The sequence below is a fragment of the Flammeovirga kamogawensis genome (assembly GCF_018736065.1).
In the GTDB taxonomy this organism is placed as follows: Bacteria; Bacteroidota; Bacteroidia; order Cytophagales; family Flammeovirgaceae; genus Flammeovirga; species Flammeovirga kamogawensis.
On sequence record NZ_CP076128.1, the window covers coordinates 2,972,861 to 2,990,387 of the forward strand.

The following is a 17,527-nucleotide window of genomic DNA, read 5'->3' on the forward strand; positions in this document are numbered from 1 at the left end:
TAGATATCATAATGTAGGTATGTTTTCTCTAACAATTAGTTTATAATCAATACCTGTTATTATGGGTACAGCAATAGTTAAATATAAAATCTAATATACAACTACATTACGACTACAATAGAAATGAAAGTAAAATGATGCTTAGATTAATCTTCGTATATAAATTATCTAAACATAAAAAAGAGAGCATAAAAAAAACACTACTTCAAAATCTATAAAAGATTGAAGTAGTGCTTAAAAGTCTTTAAATGATTACAGCTAAATATTAAAATTTATACGCTATGCCAAGTACAATTTTATTACATCTTGTAGCAGGATTTGATTGTAAATCATAAATTAGTTTACCACTCAAAAAGATATGTTTTCCTACTGGGTAATTACCATCAATACCTACGCCTGCCGTTGTAGACATTCCATTCATTAAAGATCTGCCACTAATATATTCCGGAGAAGCATTCGTATTATAATAACCAAAAGCACCAATAGAAGCTCCATTTTTAAAATGTCTGGATACATTGCCTTCAAAAACAACTGCATCTCCTAATTGTCTTTCTGCTTCTTTTCTTGCCACTCTATGTTCATAAATTATTCCTCCATTTAAAGACCATTTTCCATCTGCTAAATACTGTGTTGCTTTTAGGTTAGCAAAATGGGCATCCAAAGGTAATTTTTGTCCATAAAGGTAAGAATAACTTGCTTGTAGTTTTGTTGTTCCTAAATCCCAAGACAATTGTAAGGGGACAAAAAATGTTACAGGAAAAAATCCATTTTGATAGTTTCCATCCATAATTCTTGGCTGAGAGATCATAACAGAATACTTAGCGCCTAAAATATCTACGCCTGTATTCCATAATACAGATACTGCCATAAAATTCATATGCTTAGAATGTAAAGAAGCGACACCAACAAATACACCATCTCCAGAATAAGTTGCTGCATTTGCGTTTGTCGCTCCTCCTAATGATGGAACAGATAAAGTACCTAGCATTTGTCCATAACTTAATGCAGATAACATAAATACCATCGTACAAGTCAATATTATATTTTTCATTGTTCTATATATATAAAGGTTTCATATATAGAAGTGTATAAAAAATATAAAATCCCTATTTCGGTCTGTACTTTACTCTTTGTTATTTTCTAACCACTCTAATCTTCTTTCGTCAGGAAGGTGTGTTATTTTAAAATCATCAAAAGTAGCATCGAAACCACTACCATCAGGACTTGCTGCCATCATTCCTACCATTACAGGTTTATGATCTGGTAAATAAGCAAGGTTACTCATCTGATAATTCTTACCATCTAAAGAATAAAGTATTTCTACAGCATCACGCTTTCTTATTGCTTTTATCCAAATTGATTTTGGCTTTTCTTTTAACGCTACAACACTCCAACTAGAATGCTCGTTTGTAACCACTGCACTAAAGTTATATACACCATCTACGTATTCAATACCTGTTTTAATCCAATGCTTTTCGTCTATTCTAAGCATTAATCCCATTTGGTCGAAACGTGTTTTATAAGCTCCAGTAATTTTAACAGATACCTCGAACTCTCCACCTCTATTTGTATAATAAAAAGGACCATCGTCTACGGTAAATCCATAATGAGTTTTTCTCCAATAATCAGTTTGTGGAGTAACAAACATCTTAAGCGTATTTCCTTTTATCTCCCATTTATCTGGTGCATTAAACCATTGCATAGAAGATAAATCTTGAGCATTTGTTATTACAGATATACTCAAAAGGGATAATAGAATAATTAGATTTTTCATTTCTTAAGTTTAAATAAAACACAGTATTGAAAATTAAGAAATGAGTTACTACTCTTCAAAATCTTCTTGTTAAGGTTATTAATCCTATACTAATAATACAGTTTTACTTATTTACTAAGGAACAAAACTTCTATCTATGCCTGATTTATAATTAAACCTAGTACTTTTTTATTTAATCAACAGTAAAATTTATACCTTCAATAAATAAACTATTATACTTATCTCATTAAATAAATAACTATGCTTACTTCCACTTTTAATGTTTTTAGAACCAACAGAGAAATCTATCAGAAGTTTCTTGAAGGGTATTCTCTCCAACAATTGAACACAATTCCAGAAGGCTTTAATAATAATCTTTTATGGAATATTGCCCATGTAATTGTTGTACAGCAAAGTCTTGTTTACAAACTCACAGGAACGCCAACTTATATTTCTGATGCGCTGATTCAAAAATATACAATAGGCACAAAACCAGATGGTAAGGCTACTCAAGAAGAAGTAGACGAACTCAAAAAGTTGATAATATCTTTAGGAGTAAAGATGGAAGAAGATTACGAAACAGGAAAATTTAAGCAACTAAAAGAGTATACAACCAAAACAGGTTTCACGCTTAAAACTGTAGAAGATGCTATAACATTTAATACTTACCATGAAGGTATCCATCTAGGAATACTATTAATGTTGAAGAAATTTGTATAACAATAAGCCTTGTAGATACTCATTTCTACAAGGCTTATTGTTTTTATTAAAAAGGAAGAACATACCCAAGATCAATACTAAAACTAGTTTCTTTCTGAGTGATATTATATTCATAAGAAGCACTCACATTAAAAACTTTACCCCCTAAATTAAACTGGTAAGAAGATATAATCCCTGTACTCCAATCTCCATTTACCCATTGATACTCTTTCTGAGGATTATCATTTTCCATTACACCTTTACCTATTCCTGTACCTATAGACCACTTTTTTGTAATAGCATAAGATACTGTTACTGCTACTGAAAATGTAGCATTTTCTTCAATAATTTCTTTCTTCTCTATCTCATTATCCCACATAAGAACAGTACCTATAGAAAACGGACTATCTTTAATTCGTCTCCCATAATCTAGACTAAACCCATAGAAATATGCATTCCTATCTAGCTGCTCACCATAACTACTCGCAAAGCCAATTGTATTTTTTTTATTCTGAAAAGATGATGGAATACTAGTTAATTGTGCCGATGATACTGTTGGAAGTAGAAAAATGAAACATAAAAATACTCTAAATAGTAAATTCATAGCTTTAACTATTATAAGAATATTCTTACCATCAATCTATATGATTCTAACTGAGAGTTTACAAGCTGCCTTGAAAAACATCCCACTTGTAACTTATTCTCAATAAGCATATAATTAAATTCTATCTCACCCCCATAGTCAAATTGACCCATGTTAGCGAAATTATTTTGAATATACATTGGAGTAATAATCAAATAAACCTTGTCAGATAAATTGATTGTATTCATTACCTGTAATGTTGCTCCATGCTGTGTAACGCTTTGTTGTTGCCCCTCTACCCACCTTTCTCCAAACTGATAACGATAAGAAACTACTGGCCAAATTGAATATTTTTCACTCACCATAAATCCCGCAATTATTCCTGGAGATATACTCCATAATCCAGAACTAATTCCATCTTTTGGATTACCCATTGGAGCAAAAACATCTAATGCTAATCCTAACCCTCCAAATGTTTTATCATAATCTACATAAGGAACATAAAAAGAGCGTATTCTTAAATCTCCTAACCCTGCCTTTTGTGTTTTATGATTATACAGCATAGGTATTTCTATTGTTGTCTGAAAATCTTTTAAAGCATAGCTTACATTAAATCTATACCCCGTTAACTGCGTACCATCTTTAAGGTCCGTCATTTCAAAATTGTTATTTAAGCGGGTATATATATTGGTAGGTTTTGACGGGTCAATATGCTCATTTTCCTGTGCTACAGCGGTTAGTGTGACAGCAATGAACATTAAAAACACAATGATCTTTTCTTTCTTCACTTTCATAGTAGTAAGATTCATAAATTCAGATATTTGATTGAAACAAACTCTTTACTTCACTCAAAAATGTAGAGAGAGTCTTCTTAACTAGAAAAGTGTAAAAGAGAGTAAAAACCCCTATTTATAAATTACTTTATCACTAGTTATATCTGATTTTGAATGCTATTACTATAAAAATTATTGGTTTGTTTGGGTCATTTTTATCTCATTTTAATTAATAGACAATAAAATTTAATCCACTAGATCATCATAAAATTAATGATCTAATGGATTCTTCTATTTAAAACTTCTTCTTTAAATATTTCAGTGCCTCAGTATTTGCATTTTTAGCATCTTTCTCATTATATCTATCAGAAGATGGATTTGCAAAAGCATGGTCTGCAGCATACATTTTTACAGTTACTGTCTTCTTCGCTTCTTGCATATGATTTTCAAAATTGGCTACAACTTCTGGGTTAATCCATTTATCTTTCTCTCCAAAAATCCCTAAAACATCGCAGTTTAACTGAGACAATCTATCAACATCTTTTACAGGCATACCGTAATACATTACACAACCAACAGCTTGATCTTTAAGTTGAAGTGCTGCTTGTAAAGACCATCCTCCACCAAAACACCATCCAATAGTAGCAATCTTTGCATCTTTACCTACAAAAGCTAATGCCCCTTGAATTATTGAGGCTGCTCTTTGTGGATCACATGCTTTCATTAAAGCCCCAGCTTGTTCTCTTGTTGTTCCTACCTTTCCATCATAAAGATCTAATGCAATTACATTTACATCACCTAACTCCTTAGATAGACGATCAGATTCATTTCTCACGTAATCATTCAATCCCCACCACTCATGAAAAACAAATAAATATTTAGATGATTTTTTAGCTGAAGGAACATAATACGCTTCTCCTTTATCTCCATTAGCCACATCAAAAGAAATTCTTTTTCCTTTAAAGGATTCAGTACTTAATTCTCTGTCCATACTGTGCATTTTTTTAAAATCTTCTTGATTTGTAAATGCAGCAAAGCTTCGTATTGCATCTATATCTGCATGACATAAAACAGCTTCTTTGGGTTTTTGAGGTTCGTGCATTGCAAGAAATACCGACAATGAACTAAATGATACTAAAAGGGCTAGATAAGTAAGTAATGATCTCATAATAAATAAATTGATGAAAGTTTGAAATAATAGATAACTACCAATCTAAAGAATTGTTCTCTCTAAATAAAAAGTTAGTAGCTTTAGTGTTTAAATTATTTACAATAATATTAATCAGATGCTTTCATATACAGATAATACATCCTCTAATCCTGTTTTAGTACTTATTCATGGGTTTTGTGAAACAAAAAATATCTGGAAAGATTTTCAAAAAGCTATTACTCCTTTTTTTAGAGTTATCTGTATAGACCTTCCGGGTTGTGGCGAAAGTAATGTATTAAATAAAGATCAGCCTTTACTGTCTGATTTTGCTGATGAAATTTATACTACTCTCCTTCAACTAAATATAAATAAATGTACAATGGTTGGTCACTCATTAGGAGGGTACGTCACATTAGCCTACGCCAATAAATACCCCCAAACATTAAATGGTATTGGTCTTTTTCATTCCACTGCCTTTGCAGATGATGATGCAAAGAAAGATGTTCGAGTTAGAGCCGCAGAATTTGTAAGAGAAAATGGAATGAAAGCATTTGTTGCTCCCATGATAGCAAACCTTTTTGCTTTAAAACATAGAGAGCAATTTAGAACAGAAATTAATGCTATAATCGAAGAAGCTACACATGAAAGTAAAGAAGAAACTGCAAAGATTTCTTTGGCAATGGGGCTTAGAGAAGATCATTCTCCATTATTTTCATCATTATCTGTACCTGTGTTGTTTATTATTGGAAAAGAAGATGGAGCTGTGCCTCTTTCCAAAAGTATAGAACAAGCACATTTACCTAAAGATGCTCATGTCTATTATATGGCAGATGTTGGGCATATGGGAATGTTTGAAGTGCAAACAAAAACTCAGCAAATAATTCTCAACTTCTTAACTTATACAAATAACCAAACTACTGCATAAATAAGTATAGATTGAAAATATTCTGAAAGTGGGATTTCTTTGTTTAGAAATCTCACTTTTTTTGTTCGGGAATTTTTGCACATTCTTCGGGGAAGAACGCATATCACTACATCAGCTAAATACTACACCTTTGTATTGTTCATTAATCATTAAAACAAAAAGAAAATGAAAGCAATACAAAATATAGAAGAGTACAATCAGTTAATTGCAAACAGTAACAACACTCCTGTTTTACTAGATTTCTATGCAGATTGGTGTGGACCTTGTCAGACTTTACTTCCTACTGTAGAAAAATTATCAAAGGAATACGAAGGGAAAGTAACTATTCAAAAGGTAAACATCGAAGCTGTTCCAGAATTAGCAACGCTTCATAAAGTCAGAAGTATTCCTAACCTAGTGTTCATCAAAAATGAAAAGGTAGTTAACACACATATTGGTTTGGCGTCAGAAGCTGATTTAAGAACTAATCTTGATACACTTTCTAACTAATTTAATTTTTATTCATTCATCTTTCAAAAACAATTATTATGGCACAATTTACAATTCCAACAAGAGCAGAAGTTTCAGAAAGCAACCAAGCTATCTTTGATAACCTTAAAAAGAACATCGGTTTTGTTCCTAATCTATATGCATACTATGCAAAAAGTGATACTGCTTTACAAGATTATTTAGGTTTTCAAGGTAGAAAAACAAGTCTTTCTAATAAAGAAAAAGAAGTTGTTAACCTTGTTGTTAGCGAATTCAACGGTTGTCAGTATTGCTTATCAGCACATACACAATTAGCTAAAATGAATGGTTTTACCGAGGAACAAATTCTTGAAATTAGAAGCGGTAAAGCAACATTTGATTTTAAATTAGATGCATTAGCTCAATTTACTTTAGCATCTGTAGCAGAGAAAGGAAAATTAACGGAAGAACAAAAAAATAATTTCTTTGGAGCAGGATACACTGAAGAAAATCTTATTGATACAACTATAGCTATTGGCGACAAAGTGATTAGTAACTATATCCATAACCTTACTAATTTTTCTATTGATTTCCCATTAGCTCAACCTTTAGAGGTAACAGAAAATGTATAAATATTAATATATTTATTGTAAGTAACACAGAGCAGATTTACCTTTAAAAGTAGATCTGCTTTTTTAATTAATTATGTTATGAAATTCACGAAAGAAACGGGAGAGTATTTAGAAATTCTTGAGATTACCTCAACTAATATATCTTCTGAAATAGAAAGTAATGCCAATAAATTAACGGTATTATGGTTTGATTCTGATGAGAATATTTTAGCTGTAGATGGTGTAGAGGCTACCTATTCTACAGATGATATTATCTTCTTAACTGAATTTCATAAAGTAGAAATTAAAGCTATTAAACATGCTAAATTATTAAGGTTTAATAGACCATTTTATTGTATTTCTGAACATGATGGAGAAGTTGGCTGTAAAGGTTTGCTCTTTTTTGGTTCTGCTAACCTCCCTTTTATTCATATTAGCGCTGAAGATAAAAAGAAATTAGGACCTCTTTGGGATGTTTTTTTAAATGAGTTACAATCTGAAGATGAGCACCAATTAGAAATGTTACAGATGCTTCTTAAAAGGCTTTTGATTTTATGCACTAGGATATATAAAAGCCAAACTGATATAATTAATGCTGATAGTGATAAATTAGACTTGGTGAGAAATTTCAACTATTTAGTAGAAACACATTTTAAAACAAAACATACAGTGGCTGAGTATGCAGACCTTTTAAATAAATCACCAAAAACACTATCTAACGTCTTTAAACTCTTTGGGCATAAAAAACCATTACAGTTTATACAAGATCGTATAGTTTTAGAAGCCAAAAGGCAGGTAATTTATACAGATAAGTCTATATCCGAAATTGGGTATGAATTAGGTTTTGATGATGTACAAACTTTCAGTAGGTATTTTAAGAAAATAGAAGGAGTATCACCAACAGATTATAAGCAAACAAAAAAGGTCAGTTGATTTAAAATCAACTGACCTTTTTATATATCTTGTCTCGAGCAATTATTTAGCAGCTAGAATAGCAGCATATTTCTTTGCGTCGTTCGCTTCTTGAACTTTTGGATACTTCGCTAATAAATCATTGTAAGTATCTAATGCTTTTGCATTATCTCCAGCAGCTTCATAAGTAAATGCCAACTTCATCATGTAAGATGGAGTGAATTCTTTATTTTGCTTGTAAGCAATTGCTTCTTTGTAAGATGAAATCGCTTCAGGATATTTTTCTAATTCAACGTTAGCATCACCTACTAAAGCATAAGCTCTAGCTTGTACTAATTCGTCTTTTGCAGAAAATGCATCTAAATGAGTAATTGCTTTTGCATACTCACCCATTTTCATATAAGATACACCTGCATAATATGTAGCAAGGTTTGCTGCTTTAGTTCCGCTATACTCATCTGCAATTTCTAAGAAACCACCAGTTAAGTTACCATCACCATTTAAGGCTTTTCCTAAAGAATCTTTTTCAAAATAAAATACTGCTGGTGCTAATTCTGCTTGAGCTTCTGTATTTTGCTTTTCTAGATTTACTCCGTATAAGAAATATCCAGCTACTGCTGCAACAACAACACCTACAGCTATAAGGATAGCATTTTTGTTTTTATCAAAAAAGTCTTGAGATTCTTCTAATCTATCTTGAAGTACTTCTGCACTTTCAAATACCTCAAACTCGCTATGCTCCTCGCTAGTGTTACCTTTCTTTGCTGTATCGTGTTTCTTATCTTTCATGGTCTCCATGTATATTTATAAATAGGTCTTTACCTAATAAAAAATCTTTATAATTCAGTCGGCAAATTTAAAAAATATTCCACAATTATAATATTTTTAAGGAGTCTTTGTACTGAAAAACGATTAATTATATACTTTTTAATAAAAAAAGGCTATCCAAAACGGATAGCCTTCTCTATATATATTAAATATTTAGTAGAATTAAGAATTCACAAAAGGATAATCAGGTTCTACATAAACATCTGTGTATGCTTCAGACTTATCTGGATAAGGAGATTCTTCTGCAAATTTAACTGCATCTAAAACTCTTTGTTTTAATGACTTGTCAAATTCTTTTAATTCCTCTTCCGTAGCATATCCTTTACTTAAAAGTGTTTGTTTCACTTTCTCGATAGGGTCTTGTGCCTTGTATTCTGCTACTTCCTCTTTTGTACGGTATTTAGCAGGGTCAGACATAGAGTGACCTTTGTAACGATATGTTCTAAATTCTAAGAAGTAAGGACCTTTACCAGCACGTATATGAGCTGCAGCCTCTTCCATTGCAATATGTACTTCTTCTACATCCATTCCGTCTACTGGACGAGAAGGAATATCATAAGCTGCACCTAATTCATATAAGTGAGTTACATTAGAAGTACGAGCTACTGAAGTACCCATTGCATAACCATTATTTTCTACAATAAAGATTACTGGTAACTTCCAAGCCATTGCCATGTTAAATGCTTCGTGCATTGCACCCTGACGGATTGCACCATCACCAAACATTGTTACACAAAGATTTTTAGTTCCTTTGTATTTTTCTCCAAAAGCGATACCAGCTCCCATAGGAATCTGAGCACCAACGATACCATGTCCACCTGCAAAGTTGACTGTTTTATCGAAAATGTGCATAGAACCACCTTTACCTTTAGTAGTACCAGTTGCTTTTCCGTACATTTCTGCCATAACTGCACCTGGATCTGTACCTAACATGATTGGGTGAGCATGATCACGATATGCTGTGATATAATGATCGTCTTTTGTTAATGCAGAAACCTGACCAGCAGCACAAGCTTCCTGACCAATATATAAGTGACAGAAACCTCTAATTTTTTGCTGACCATATAATTGTGCAGTCTTCTCTTCGAAGCGTCTGACTAATAGCATGTTCTCATACCATTCCCAGTATTGCTCTTTCGAGAAAGCGCGTTCTTCTTTCAGTACTTTTTCTTGAGACATCTCTTAAGGTTGTTGAGTGTTAGCGTCTCTTACATTTAAATGACGAAGACGCTAAAAGATATTTTTAATTTTTCGTTTTCGCCCAAATATCTAATTTATAGAGTAAAAAAACAATCATTATTTAATTCAATCTTACTTATTATGCTCCATTTAATAGATTTACAATGATATTACCCACCAAAATTATTTAAGTACAGGTTTTTAAAGTCAAATTTCTGTCAAAGATTTTTTCCATAATAACTTTTCACAAGTACAACCTGTACCCATATGGTATAATGCGATATCAGTAAATTCTATCTTTTCCCCCAACTGTTTAGCACATACTTTTGCGTCACCTTGCCCAATTGTTATATGAGGATTAAAATTGTTTTTGGCGTATGTAGAAAAGAAAGAGTTTAAATAGGTGATACCTGAATATGGCATTGCATCATTTACGAAATAAAAATCTGAATTATCTTTTTCGGAGGCCCCATCAAAATGATATTTTTCTATCAATTTTATTAAAGAATAATGTAAGCCTTTTAATGGATTAGTCAATTCGAAACTCCAGCCTATTGTACTTTTATTATGCTGATAAACGCTCTCAATTTTTAATAATTCTAGTTCGAATAATGACATTGCTTCTAAGTAATCTTTTATCCTTGATAATACGAATGGATAATCATCTACTGCAACACGACACATAGCTATTGAAAGGTGAGGTACAGTTGTAGTTTCATTTAATTTCAACGTACTGTCTACTAATGTTTGATTTAAATTAACAATCTCTTTTTGCACTTTTAAAGAAGGCAATAAAACTAAATCTAAGGCTATATATTTCATGGTATAAGTATAAAAAAAGAGTTGATAACTAGTTACCAACTCTTCAATATTTATTCTCTATCGAACTTACTAAGCTCGAATACTTTTTGTAAAATCTGACGATCATGTACTGTGAAATCTGCTTTTCTTCGTGCAAAAACACGTTCAGCAATTTCAACCATTTTATCTAGTTGGGCTACATCTTTAGAATCAATAGCACCCCAAGCAAAAGATGGAATATGCTTTGGAGGGAAACCTCCTCCAAAAATATGAGCACTTACACCAACTACTGTACCAGTATTAAACATTGTATTAATACCCGCTTTACAATAATCGGCCATCATCATTCCGCAAAATTGTTGTTGTGTACTTACATATTCACTTTTTTCATAACTCCAGATTCTTACTGGTCCGTAATTGTTTTTTAAGTTTGATGTATTAGTATCTGCACCTAAGTTACACCACTCTCCAACTACAGAGTTTCCTAAAAATCCATCATGAGCTTTATTAGAATAGCCAAATATTACAGAATTATTGATTTCTCCTCCTACTTTACAATGAGGTCCGAAAGAACAATCTTCTCTAATTTTTGCACCCATGTTAATTCGAGTTCCCTCTCCTATTGCACAAGTACCTTGGATAATTACACCTTCTTCGATTACAGCATTTTTACCTATATAAATCGGCCCTTTTTGGGCATTAAGAATGGCTGCTCGTACTTCTACTCCCTCTTCTACAAAAATATTTGCTCTACCATAAACAACCGTATGAGGATCTTCAATATGATGACTAATTCGTCCTTTAGTTACTTCTTCAAAATCAAGAATAATTTGTTCTCTGTTATGTGTAAAAATATCCCAAGGATGCTGAATTAAACTAACCTCTTCTAAAGGAACTTCAATTTTTTCAAATTCTTCTGGGTCATCAGTCATCTTAGAATAATTAGTACTCGTATGTAAAACCAATACTTCTTTTCCACAAACTAATCCTTGTCCTTCCTTTAACTCTTCAATTCTTTTTAAAATAGAAGGGTTTGGACAGAGTGAACCATTAATATAATATTGCTCACTACCATGTTTTACAGGAAATTTTCCTTGTAGATAATCTTCTGTTAAAAAAGAAACTTCACACTTTAATGCACGTTCCCATTTTTCATAAATTTTAAATATTCCTACACGTATATCTGCAACAGGACGTATAAATGTAAATGGTAATAGTTGTACCCTAAGAGTAGGATTGTCAAATAATATAATGTTCATGATATGATGATAATCTAACGGACAAACACTATTTGTATAGTGCGATTATGGGGCAAAGATGCATCGTTGAAAGCTATAGACAAAATTCAACTAGAGATAATAAGTTATTTATACTATTTATTTTGAGTTAGATAGCCTACTGTATTATGTCGTATTGGTGGAAATATCAGACATTCCCAATGCATCATTATTACGTTCTACTGTTAAAATCATTTTTTTTTAAATGATTGATATTTTTTGGTAACACAATGCATGAGTGTTCAAATATCACTGTATATCAACACGTTATAATATTTTTTTTAAATGAAAACAAGAAAAGCTGTATAGAATTAAGAATTTGCTTTTCTACACTTAATAATTGTAAGTTTGACTTAAGCTATAATTGAAAAAGTCAAAAAATAACTATGATGTAAAATAATACTATTACTTCTTTCTAACCAATTGAATAGTAAAATCACACTTCCTTTTAAAAATCTTCTTTCTTAACAAGTCTCCTCTATCTAAGGTCGGAGCTTGCCATTCTATCATTAAGCAATATTTATATGTTGCATTATTATCGTTAGTTGTAAATAACAACTTATTAAACATTACTTAAAGTAACGTAAAATTGGAGTACTCCCAATACTATTTTACAGTTTAGGACCAGCTATCCTAAAAACTTATATATCTACTAATTAATTTGAAATGAAAAAACAAAAACTAATTTTTTGTCTTAGTCTACTACTAAGCACACTTCTCTCTATGCATGTTTTTGGGCAGAACCATGTTGAAATCCGTAATGAAAACCAAAATGCCCGACTCTATGTTAATAATCAAAGGTATATTATTAGAGGTGTTTGTTACCTCCCTATTCCAAAAGGAGGTACATCACCTACATGGGAAAATATCGATACTGATATTGCTTTAATGCAACAAGCAGGTATTAATACAATCCGTACTTATGCTCCTATTCTAGAGAATAATGTAATTGATAAACTTGCAGCAGGCGGTATTCGAATTATAATGGGCTTTGGTTACTCTGACCCAAGTCACCCGTATAAAATTGTAGATGGAACTTATATCGAGTATGTAAACCAATACAAAGATCACCCTGCTATATTGATGTGGGAATTTGGTAACGAATACAATTACCATACTTACCCAAGTGCCGAAGGTGGTTGGTTTGATGGAGGTCCAATGGAATGGTTTAATGCACTTCAAAATGCAGCAGCCAGTGTAAAAGCAATCGATCCTCATCATCCTATTTCTACTGCACATGGTGAAAAGCCAACTAAATATGGTGATATGTGGGGAGATCCTATAGAAGTAGCTCCTGATGTAGATGTTTGGGGAATGAATGTTTACAGATGGACTGGTTCGAGTGGTGCAATTTGGGATTTTTGGTATTCTTTTAATGCACAAGGTAGAGTAAAAGGTGCTTACTTATCAGAAGCAGGAGCAGATAGCTATGATGTGAGAATTATGGAAGAAAACCAAGGTATGCATGCTGCTGATATGAAAGAGATACTTTCTCAAGTACTTACAGCTGTTAACCCAGAAGATGGTAAAAAAATTATTGATTGTGGATTAGGAATTACTCTTTTCCAATTTACAGATGGATGGAACAAAACAGGCAACCCTGCCACTCATGATGTTGGAAATGTAGATTTACCAGGTTCATTCCCTCAAGATAATTTTAATAATGAGGAGTGGTTTGGTATTACTACGATTGAACGCCAACCAAAACAGGCTTTTTATGAAGTTGCAGACATTTACAACAACTTAAAAGCTCAATTTCCTGACCCTCCAATGGGTGTTGTTGGTAACACAGTTAATGTAACAGGTATTACAGTAAACACATCAAATGTTACTTTATATGTTGGAGATCAGCTAACTATTTTTACAGAGATACTTCCAGAAAATGCATCTAATAAAACAGTATCATGGTCAGCAAGTTCAATAGCTGCAGGCGTGGATAATGGAACAATAACTGCAAATCAAACAGGAAGTTCTATTATCACTGCAACTACTGTAGATGGTAATTTTTCTGCCACTTGTAATGTAACCGTGATCAACAGAGTTCAGCCAACTTGTGATATTGATAATCAGATTGAAGCTGAAAGTTATGTAACAATGAATGGCATTCAATTAGAAGCTACCACTGATATTGGGGGTGGACAAAATGTTGGTTGGATTGATGCTGGAGATTGGTTACAATATGATATTGCATTACCTGCCTGTACTTATGAAGTTACTTTTAGAGTTGCTAGTCTCGATGGTGGCGGCATTTTAGAACTTAAAAATGAAAACTCTTTACTTTCTAGTTCTCAAGTTACACAGACATCTGGGTGGCAAAATTGGGTTGATATAACAGAAGAAGTAACTATTTCTGAAGCAATCACATCTTTATCAATTCATGCTCCTAGTGGTGGATACAATATCAATTGGGTCAAGATAAAAAGTAAAGAAGACAATACTGATATTGCTCCAAATAGTATAGCATTATCTACTTCATCAATTGCTTTAACCATAGGAGAGCAACAAACAATAACTGCAAATATCCTTCCTTCAAATGCAACAGATAAAAGTATTGTATGGTCATCTTCTAACCCTGCCATTGCAGCTGTAGATCAAAATGGTTTTATTACTGCAATAAGTGGAGGATCAGCTATAATTACAGGAACAACAAGTAATCAATTGAATGCTACCTGTACAGTTACTGTTCAAAATCCTATCATAAATGTTTCTACTATCAACCTAAATACAATAACAGAAACACTAATAGAAGGAAATAGCACAATACTTACAGCAACAGTTTTACCAGAAAATGCTACAGACAAATCAGTTACTTGGAGTAGTTCAAATACTGCAATAGCATCAGTCAATCAAAATGGTCTTGTTACGGCTATTTCAGAAGGATCTGCTATCATTTCTGTAATTTCGAATAATGGAAATATATCGGCTTCAGCAACAATAAATGTAGAAGCAGACAATTCTATAAGTTGTAATTTTTCTACTTTAATAGAGGCAGAAACATATACAGCTAGTTTAGATGTTCAAGTAGAAAATACAACCGATACAAATGGAGGACAAAATGTTGGTTGGATTGATGCTGGAGATTGGCTTGTTTGGAATGTAAACATTCCTGCATGTACTTATAAAATTACCTATAGAATTGCGAGTGCTGTAAATGGAGGCACTATTCAGATAGAAGAAGCTGGAGGAGTAAATGTATTTGGTCAAGTTACTTTTAATGGAACTGGCGGATGGCAATCTTGGATAGATGTTGAGCAAGAAATTACTATTGAAAATGATATTTCTGAATTGGCTATTTATACTCCTACAGGTGGTTTTAATATCAATTGGATTAAAATTGAATCTCTAAATCCAACTATCCCAGCAACATCAATAACACTAAATAACTGTCCAGCTGATGTAGCTTTAAACACTTCACATCAACTTACAGCAACAGTTCTTCCTAGTAATACAACAGATAAAGCAATTATTTGGAGTTCTTCGGATGAAAATATTGTAACTGTAGATCAAACAGGTATTGTAAATGTTATCGGTTATGGTGAAGCAATAATTACAGCTGTTAGTTCTAATCAATTATCTGCTAGCTGTACCGTTATTTTAGAAAATAATATTGTTCCTGTTTCTTCAATCAGTCTTTTTGATCTACAAGAAAAAAATGAGATCACAATTGAAGAAGATGCCTCGTTTACGCTCTCACCAAGAATATTACCACAAGATGCAACCAATAAAAATATCAATTGGTCATCTTCTAATACTGCTATTGTTACTGTAACTCAAGATGGTACGATAATGGGTATTTCTGAAGGTAATGCAACAATAACAGTTATTACAGAAGATGGTAATTTGAGTACATCTGCCCCAATTATTGTTACTGCTAAACCAATTGGAAATGGAGAACTTACATTGCTATGGGAAGACCAATTTAACGGCAATTCTTTAGACCCTAATAATTGGGTTATGGAAAATTCTAATGGCTGTGATATTGGCAATTGTAGTTTTGGTAATCAAGAGCTACAAGCCTACACCAATAGAAATGAAAATGTAAGTGTTGAAAACGGTAAACTTGTACTTACTGCGCGTAAAGAAACACTTATGGACCGTGATTTTACATCTGGCAAAGTAATGTCTAGAGAAAAAGTAAACATTAATTACGGCGTAGTTGAAGCCAGTATTAAACTGCCAGATATGAATAACGGTTTATGGCCTGCTTTCTGGATGCTACATACACGAAACAATTGGCCATATACCGGAGAAATTGATATTCTTGAAGCTGGAGCAAAAGCTTTAGAAAGAGATGTAAACGAAGAAGTAAAATCAAATATTTTCTGGAGAGCTGAAGCTGCTGGTGTAGATGCAAATTTACAATGGGGTAATGAAGATGCCTTTTCTTATTACACAGGTGAGCAATCTGGTAAACAAGCTCACGAAGCATTTTTTGTTTACCGCTTATATTGGACACCAGACTACATACGTACAACAATCTTACAAACTGATTCAGATGGAGAACCTATCCCATCTACAGAATATGAGATGTTACGCATTGATAATGATCCAAATAATCCTACTTTCCAAAATGAATTTTTCTCTGACGACAGTTTTTATGTAATCATGAATTTAGCTGTTGGAGGCTGGTTCCCTTTCAACCCTGATAATGGAGAAAATAATGCTGCAAATGTTACCGCTCTACCAACTCCCGGTTCGGAAAGAGAGATGTTAATAGATTATGTAAGAGTATATTCAATTGATGGTATTGGTGCTATAAGTAGTGGTCCAGGCTATGCAAATCCTATTCCTCCGACAAAATTTGGTATCTATCAAGATGGAACAGAAACTGCTAAATCTTTAGAATATGGTATAGATGCAGAACTTTGGGTTTGGTCTGGAAGCGATGTTCTTCTTAATGCAGAAGCTAGTGTTTATGGCGATTCTGCATTAAATTTTACAATGCCTGCAAATACATGGTCTGGATTAGGTTTTAATAGCTCGGATGTACTAAACCTAAGTAATTACAATGGTGGTACATTAAGATTTAAGGCAAAAACAAATTCTCAAGAACCTTTTAGAATTCATACATGGACACGTACTGGTGGACGAGAAGTGCAGTTTGGAAGAGGTGAAAATGCTTATGGACTTGTTCGAGATGGACAATGGCACGATGTCGAAATTCCTTTAAATGATGTTGTTGATAACTTATCAGAAGTAATTAGGCCATTTATAATTGGTGAAATTCCTGGTAATACACCAAGTTCAGATTTAGAAATTGTATTGGATGAAATTCATTATGCAACGTCTGGATCAAATGCTAGATTAAATGAAAGTGCTCTTGCCCTAGAACAAGAGATTACAATAAATGCCTATCCTAACCCTGCCACTAACATTATTACTTTAAATGGAGAACTTCAAAATTTCTCTCAACTTACCGTATTTAATATTGATGGTAAAATACAATTCAGTCAAAATATTGACAACGAGTTAAAGGCTGATATTTTGATCAGTAATCTAAAAACGGGAATCTATTTCATTCAGCTAAACGGCGCTGAACATTCTAAATCAATAAAATTTATAAAAAAATAAGTGCTAACTATTATTTGA

General features: G+C 32.7%; 15 protein-coding genes. 6 read left to right on the forward strand and 9 right to left on the reverse strand.

All coding sequences use genetic code 11. From position 1 onward, the window contains the following. Nucleotides 1-265: 265 nt before the first annotated feature. The gene (locus KM029_RS11900; RefSeq protein ID WP_144073498.1) at nucleotides 266-1,051 is read right to left on the reverse strand and encodes a hypothetical protein; all 786 of its coding nucleotides are present in this window, start codon (nucleotides 1,049-1,051) and stop codon (nucleotides 266-268) included. 72 nt (nucleotides 1,052-1,123) lie between these two features. Continuing rightward, complete coding sequence (locus tag KM029_RS11905; protein WP_144073499.1) at nucleotides 1,124-1,774, reverse strand: DUF1349 domain-containing protein; 651 nt, start codon at nucleotides 1,772-1,774, stop codon at nucleotides 1,124-1,126. Between the two features lie 240 nt (nucleotides 1,775-2,014). Here KM029_RS11905 and KM029_RS11910 point away from each other — a divergent pair, with 240 nt between their 5' ends. After that, entirely contained in the window at nucleotides 2,015-2,473 is a 459-nt protein-coding gene (locus KM029_RS11910; protein WP_144073500.1) for a DinB family protein, read from the forward strand. A gap of 46 nt (nucleotides 2,474-2,519) precedes the next feature. Here KM029_RS11910 and KM029_RS11915 read toward each other — a convergent pair whose 3' ends face one another. The 3 genes from KM029_RS11915 to KM029_RS11925 all read right to left on the reverse strand — a co-directional run bounded on the left by KM029_RS11915 (nucleotide 2,520) and on the right by KM029_RS11925 (nucleotide 4,976). Beyond that, entirely contained in the window at nucleotides 2,520-3,056 is a 537-nt protein-coding gene (locus KM029_RS11915; protein ID WP_144073501.1) for a hypothetical protein, read from the reverse strand. A gap of 11 nt (nucleotides 3,057-3,067) precedes the next feature. After that, nucleotides 3,068-3,844: a transporter gene (locus tag KM029_RS11920; protein ID WP_144073502.1), complete on the reverse strand. Its 777-nt coding sequence runs from the start codon at nucleotides 3,842-3,844 to the stop codon at nucleotides 3,068-3,070. Nucleotides 3,845-4,103: 259 nt separating this feature from the next. After that, nucleotides 4,104-4,976, reverse strand: a complete 873-nt coding sequence (locus KM029_RS11925) for a dienelactone hydrolase family protein (protein WP_240050294.1) — start codon at nucleotides 4,974-4,976, stop codon at nucleotides 4,104-4,106. Nucleotides 4,977-5,094: 118 nt separating this feature from the next. Here KM029_RS11925 and KM029_RS11930 point away from each other — a divergent pair, with 118 nt between their 5' ends. The 4 genes from KM029_RS11930 (at nucleotide 5,095) to KM029_RS11945 (ending at nucleotide 7,874) form a co-directional block, all read left to right on the forward strand. Further along, complete coding sequence (locus KM029_RS11930; RefSeq protein ID WP_144073503.1) at nucleotides 5,095-5,883, forward strand: alpha/beta fold hydrolase; 789 nt, start codon at nucleotides 5,095-5,097, stop codon at nucleotides 5,881-5,883. A 165-nt stretch (nucleotides 5,884-6,048) separates the two neighbouring features. Next, a complete protein-coding gene (gene trxA, locus KM029_RS11935) occupies nucleotides 6,049-6,372 on the forward strand; it encodes a thioredoxin (protein WP_126617831.1) in 324 nt (107 codons plus the stop codon). A gap of 38 nt (nucleotides 6,373-6,410) precedes the next feature. Beyond that, complete coding sequence (locus KM029_RS11940; protein ID WP_144073504.1) at nucleotides 6,411-6,962, forward strand: carboxymuconolactone decarboxylase family protein; 552 nt, start codon at nucleotides 6,411-6,413, stop codon at nucleotides 6,960-6,962. Between the two features lie 78 nt (nucleotides 6,963-7,040). Further along, on the forward strand, nucleotides 7,041-7,874 hold the full coding sequence (locus KM029_RS11945) for a helix-turn-helix domain-containing protein (RefSeq protein ID WP_144073505.1): 834 nt from the start codon (nucleotides 7,041-7,043) through the stop codon (nucleotides 7,872-7,874). Nucleotides 7,875-7,916: 42 nt separating this feature from the next. On the opposite strand, the gene KM029_RS11950 is transcribed toward KM029_RS11945, so the two are convergent. The 4 genes from KM029_RS11950 to KM029_RS11965 all read right to left on the reverse strand — a co-directional run bounded on the left by KM029_RS11950 (nucleotide 7,917) and on the right by KM029_RS11965 (nucleotide 11,920). Then, complete coding sequence (locus KM029_RS11950; RefSeq protein ID WP_158631040.1) at nucleotides 7,917-8,642, reverse strand: tetratricopeptide repeat protein; 726 nt, start codon at nucleotides 8,640-8,642, stop codon at nucleotides 7,917-7,919. 201 nt (nucleotides 8,643-8,843) lie between these two features. Continuing rightward, entirely contained in the window at nucleotides 8,844-9,860 is a 1,017-nt protein-coding gene (gene pdhA, locus KM029_RS11955; protein ID WP_144073507.1) for a pyruvate dehydrogenase (acetyl-transferring) E1 component subunit alpha, read from the reverse strand. Between the two features lie 207 nt (nucleotides 9,861-10,067). Continuing rightward, a complete protein-coding gene (locus KM029_RS11960; RefSeq protein ID WP_144073508.1) occupies nucleotides 10,068-10,682 on the reverse strand; it encodes a 2'-5' RNA ligase family protein in 615 nt (204 codons plus the stop codon). 50 nt (nucleotides 10,683-10,732) lie between these two features. Further along, nucleotides 10,733-11,920, reverse strand: coding sequence for a GlmU family protein (locus KM029_RS11965; RefSeq protein ID WP_184679502.1), 1,188 nt, complete (start codon nucleotides 11,918-11,920; stop codon nucleotides 10,733-10,735). A 684-nt stretch (nucleotides 11,921-12,604) separates the two neighbouring features. Here KM029_RS11965 and KM029_RS11970 point away from each other — a divergent pair. Further along, nucleotides 12,605-17,509 (forward strand): Ig-like domain-containing protein, encoded by a 4,905-nt coding sequence (locus KM029_RS11970; protein ID WP_144073510.1) that lies wholly within the window; start codon nucleotides 12,605-12,607, stop codon nucleotides 17,507-17,509. Nucleotides 17,510-17,527: the final 18 nt, after the last annotated feature.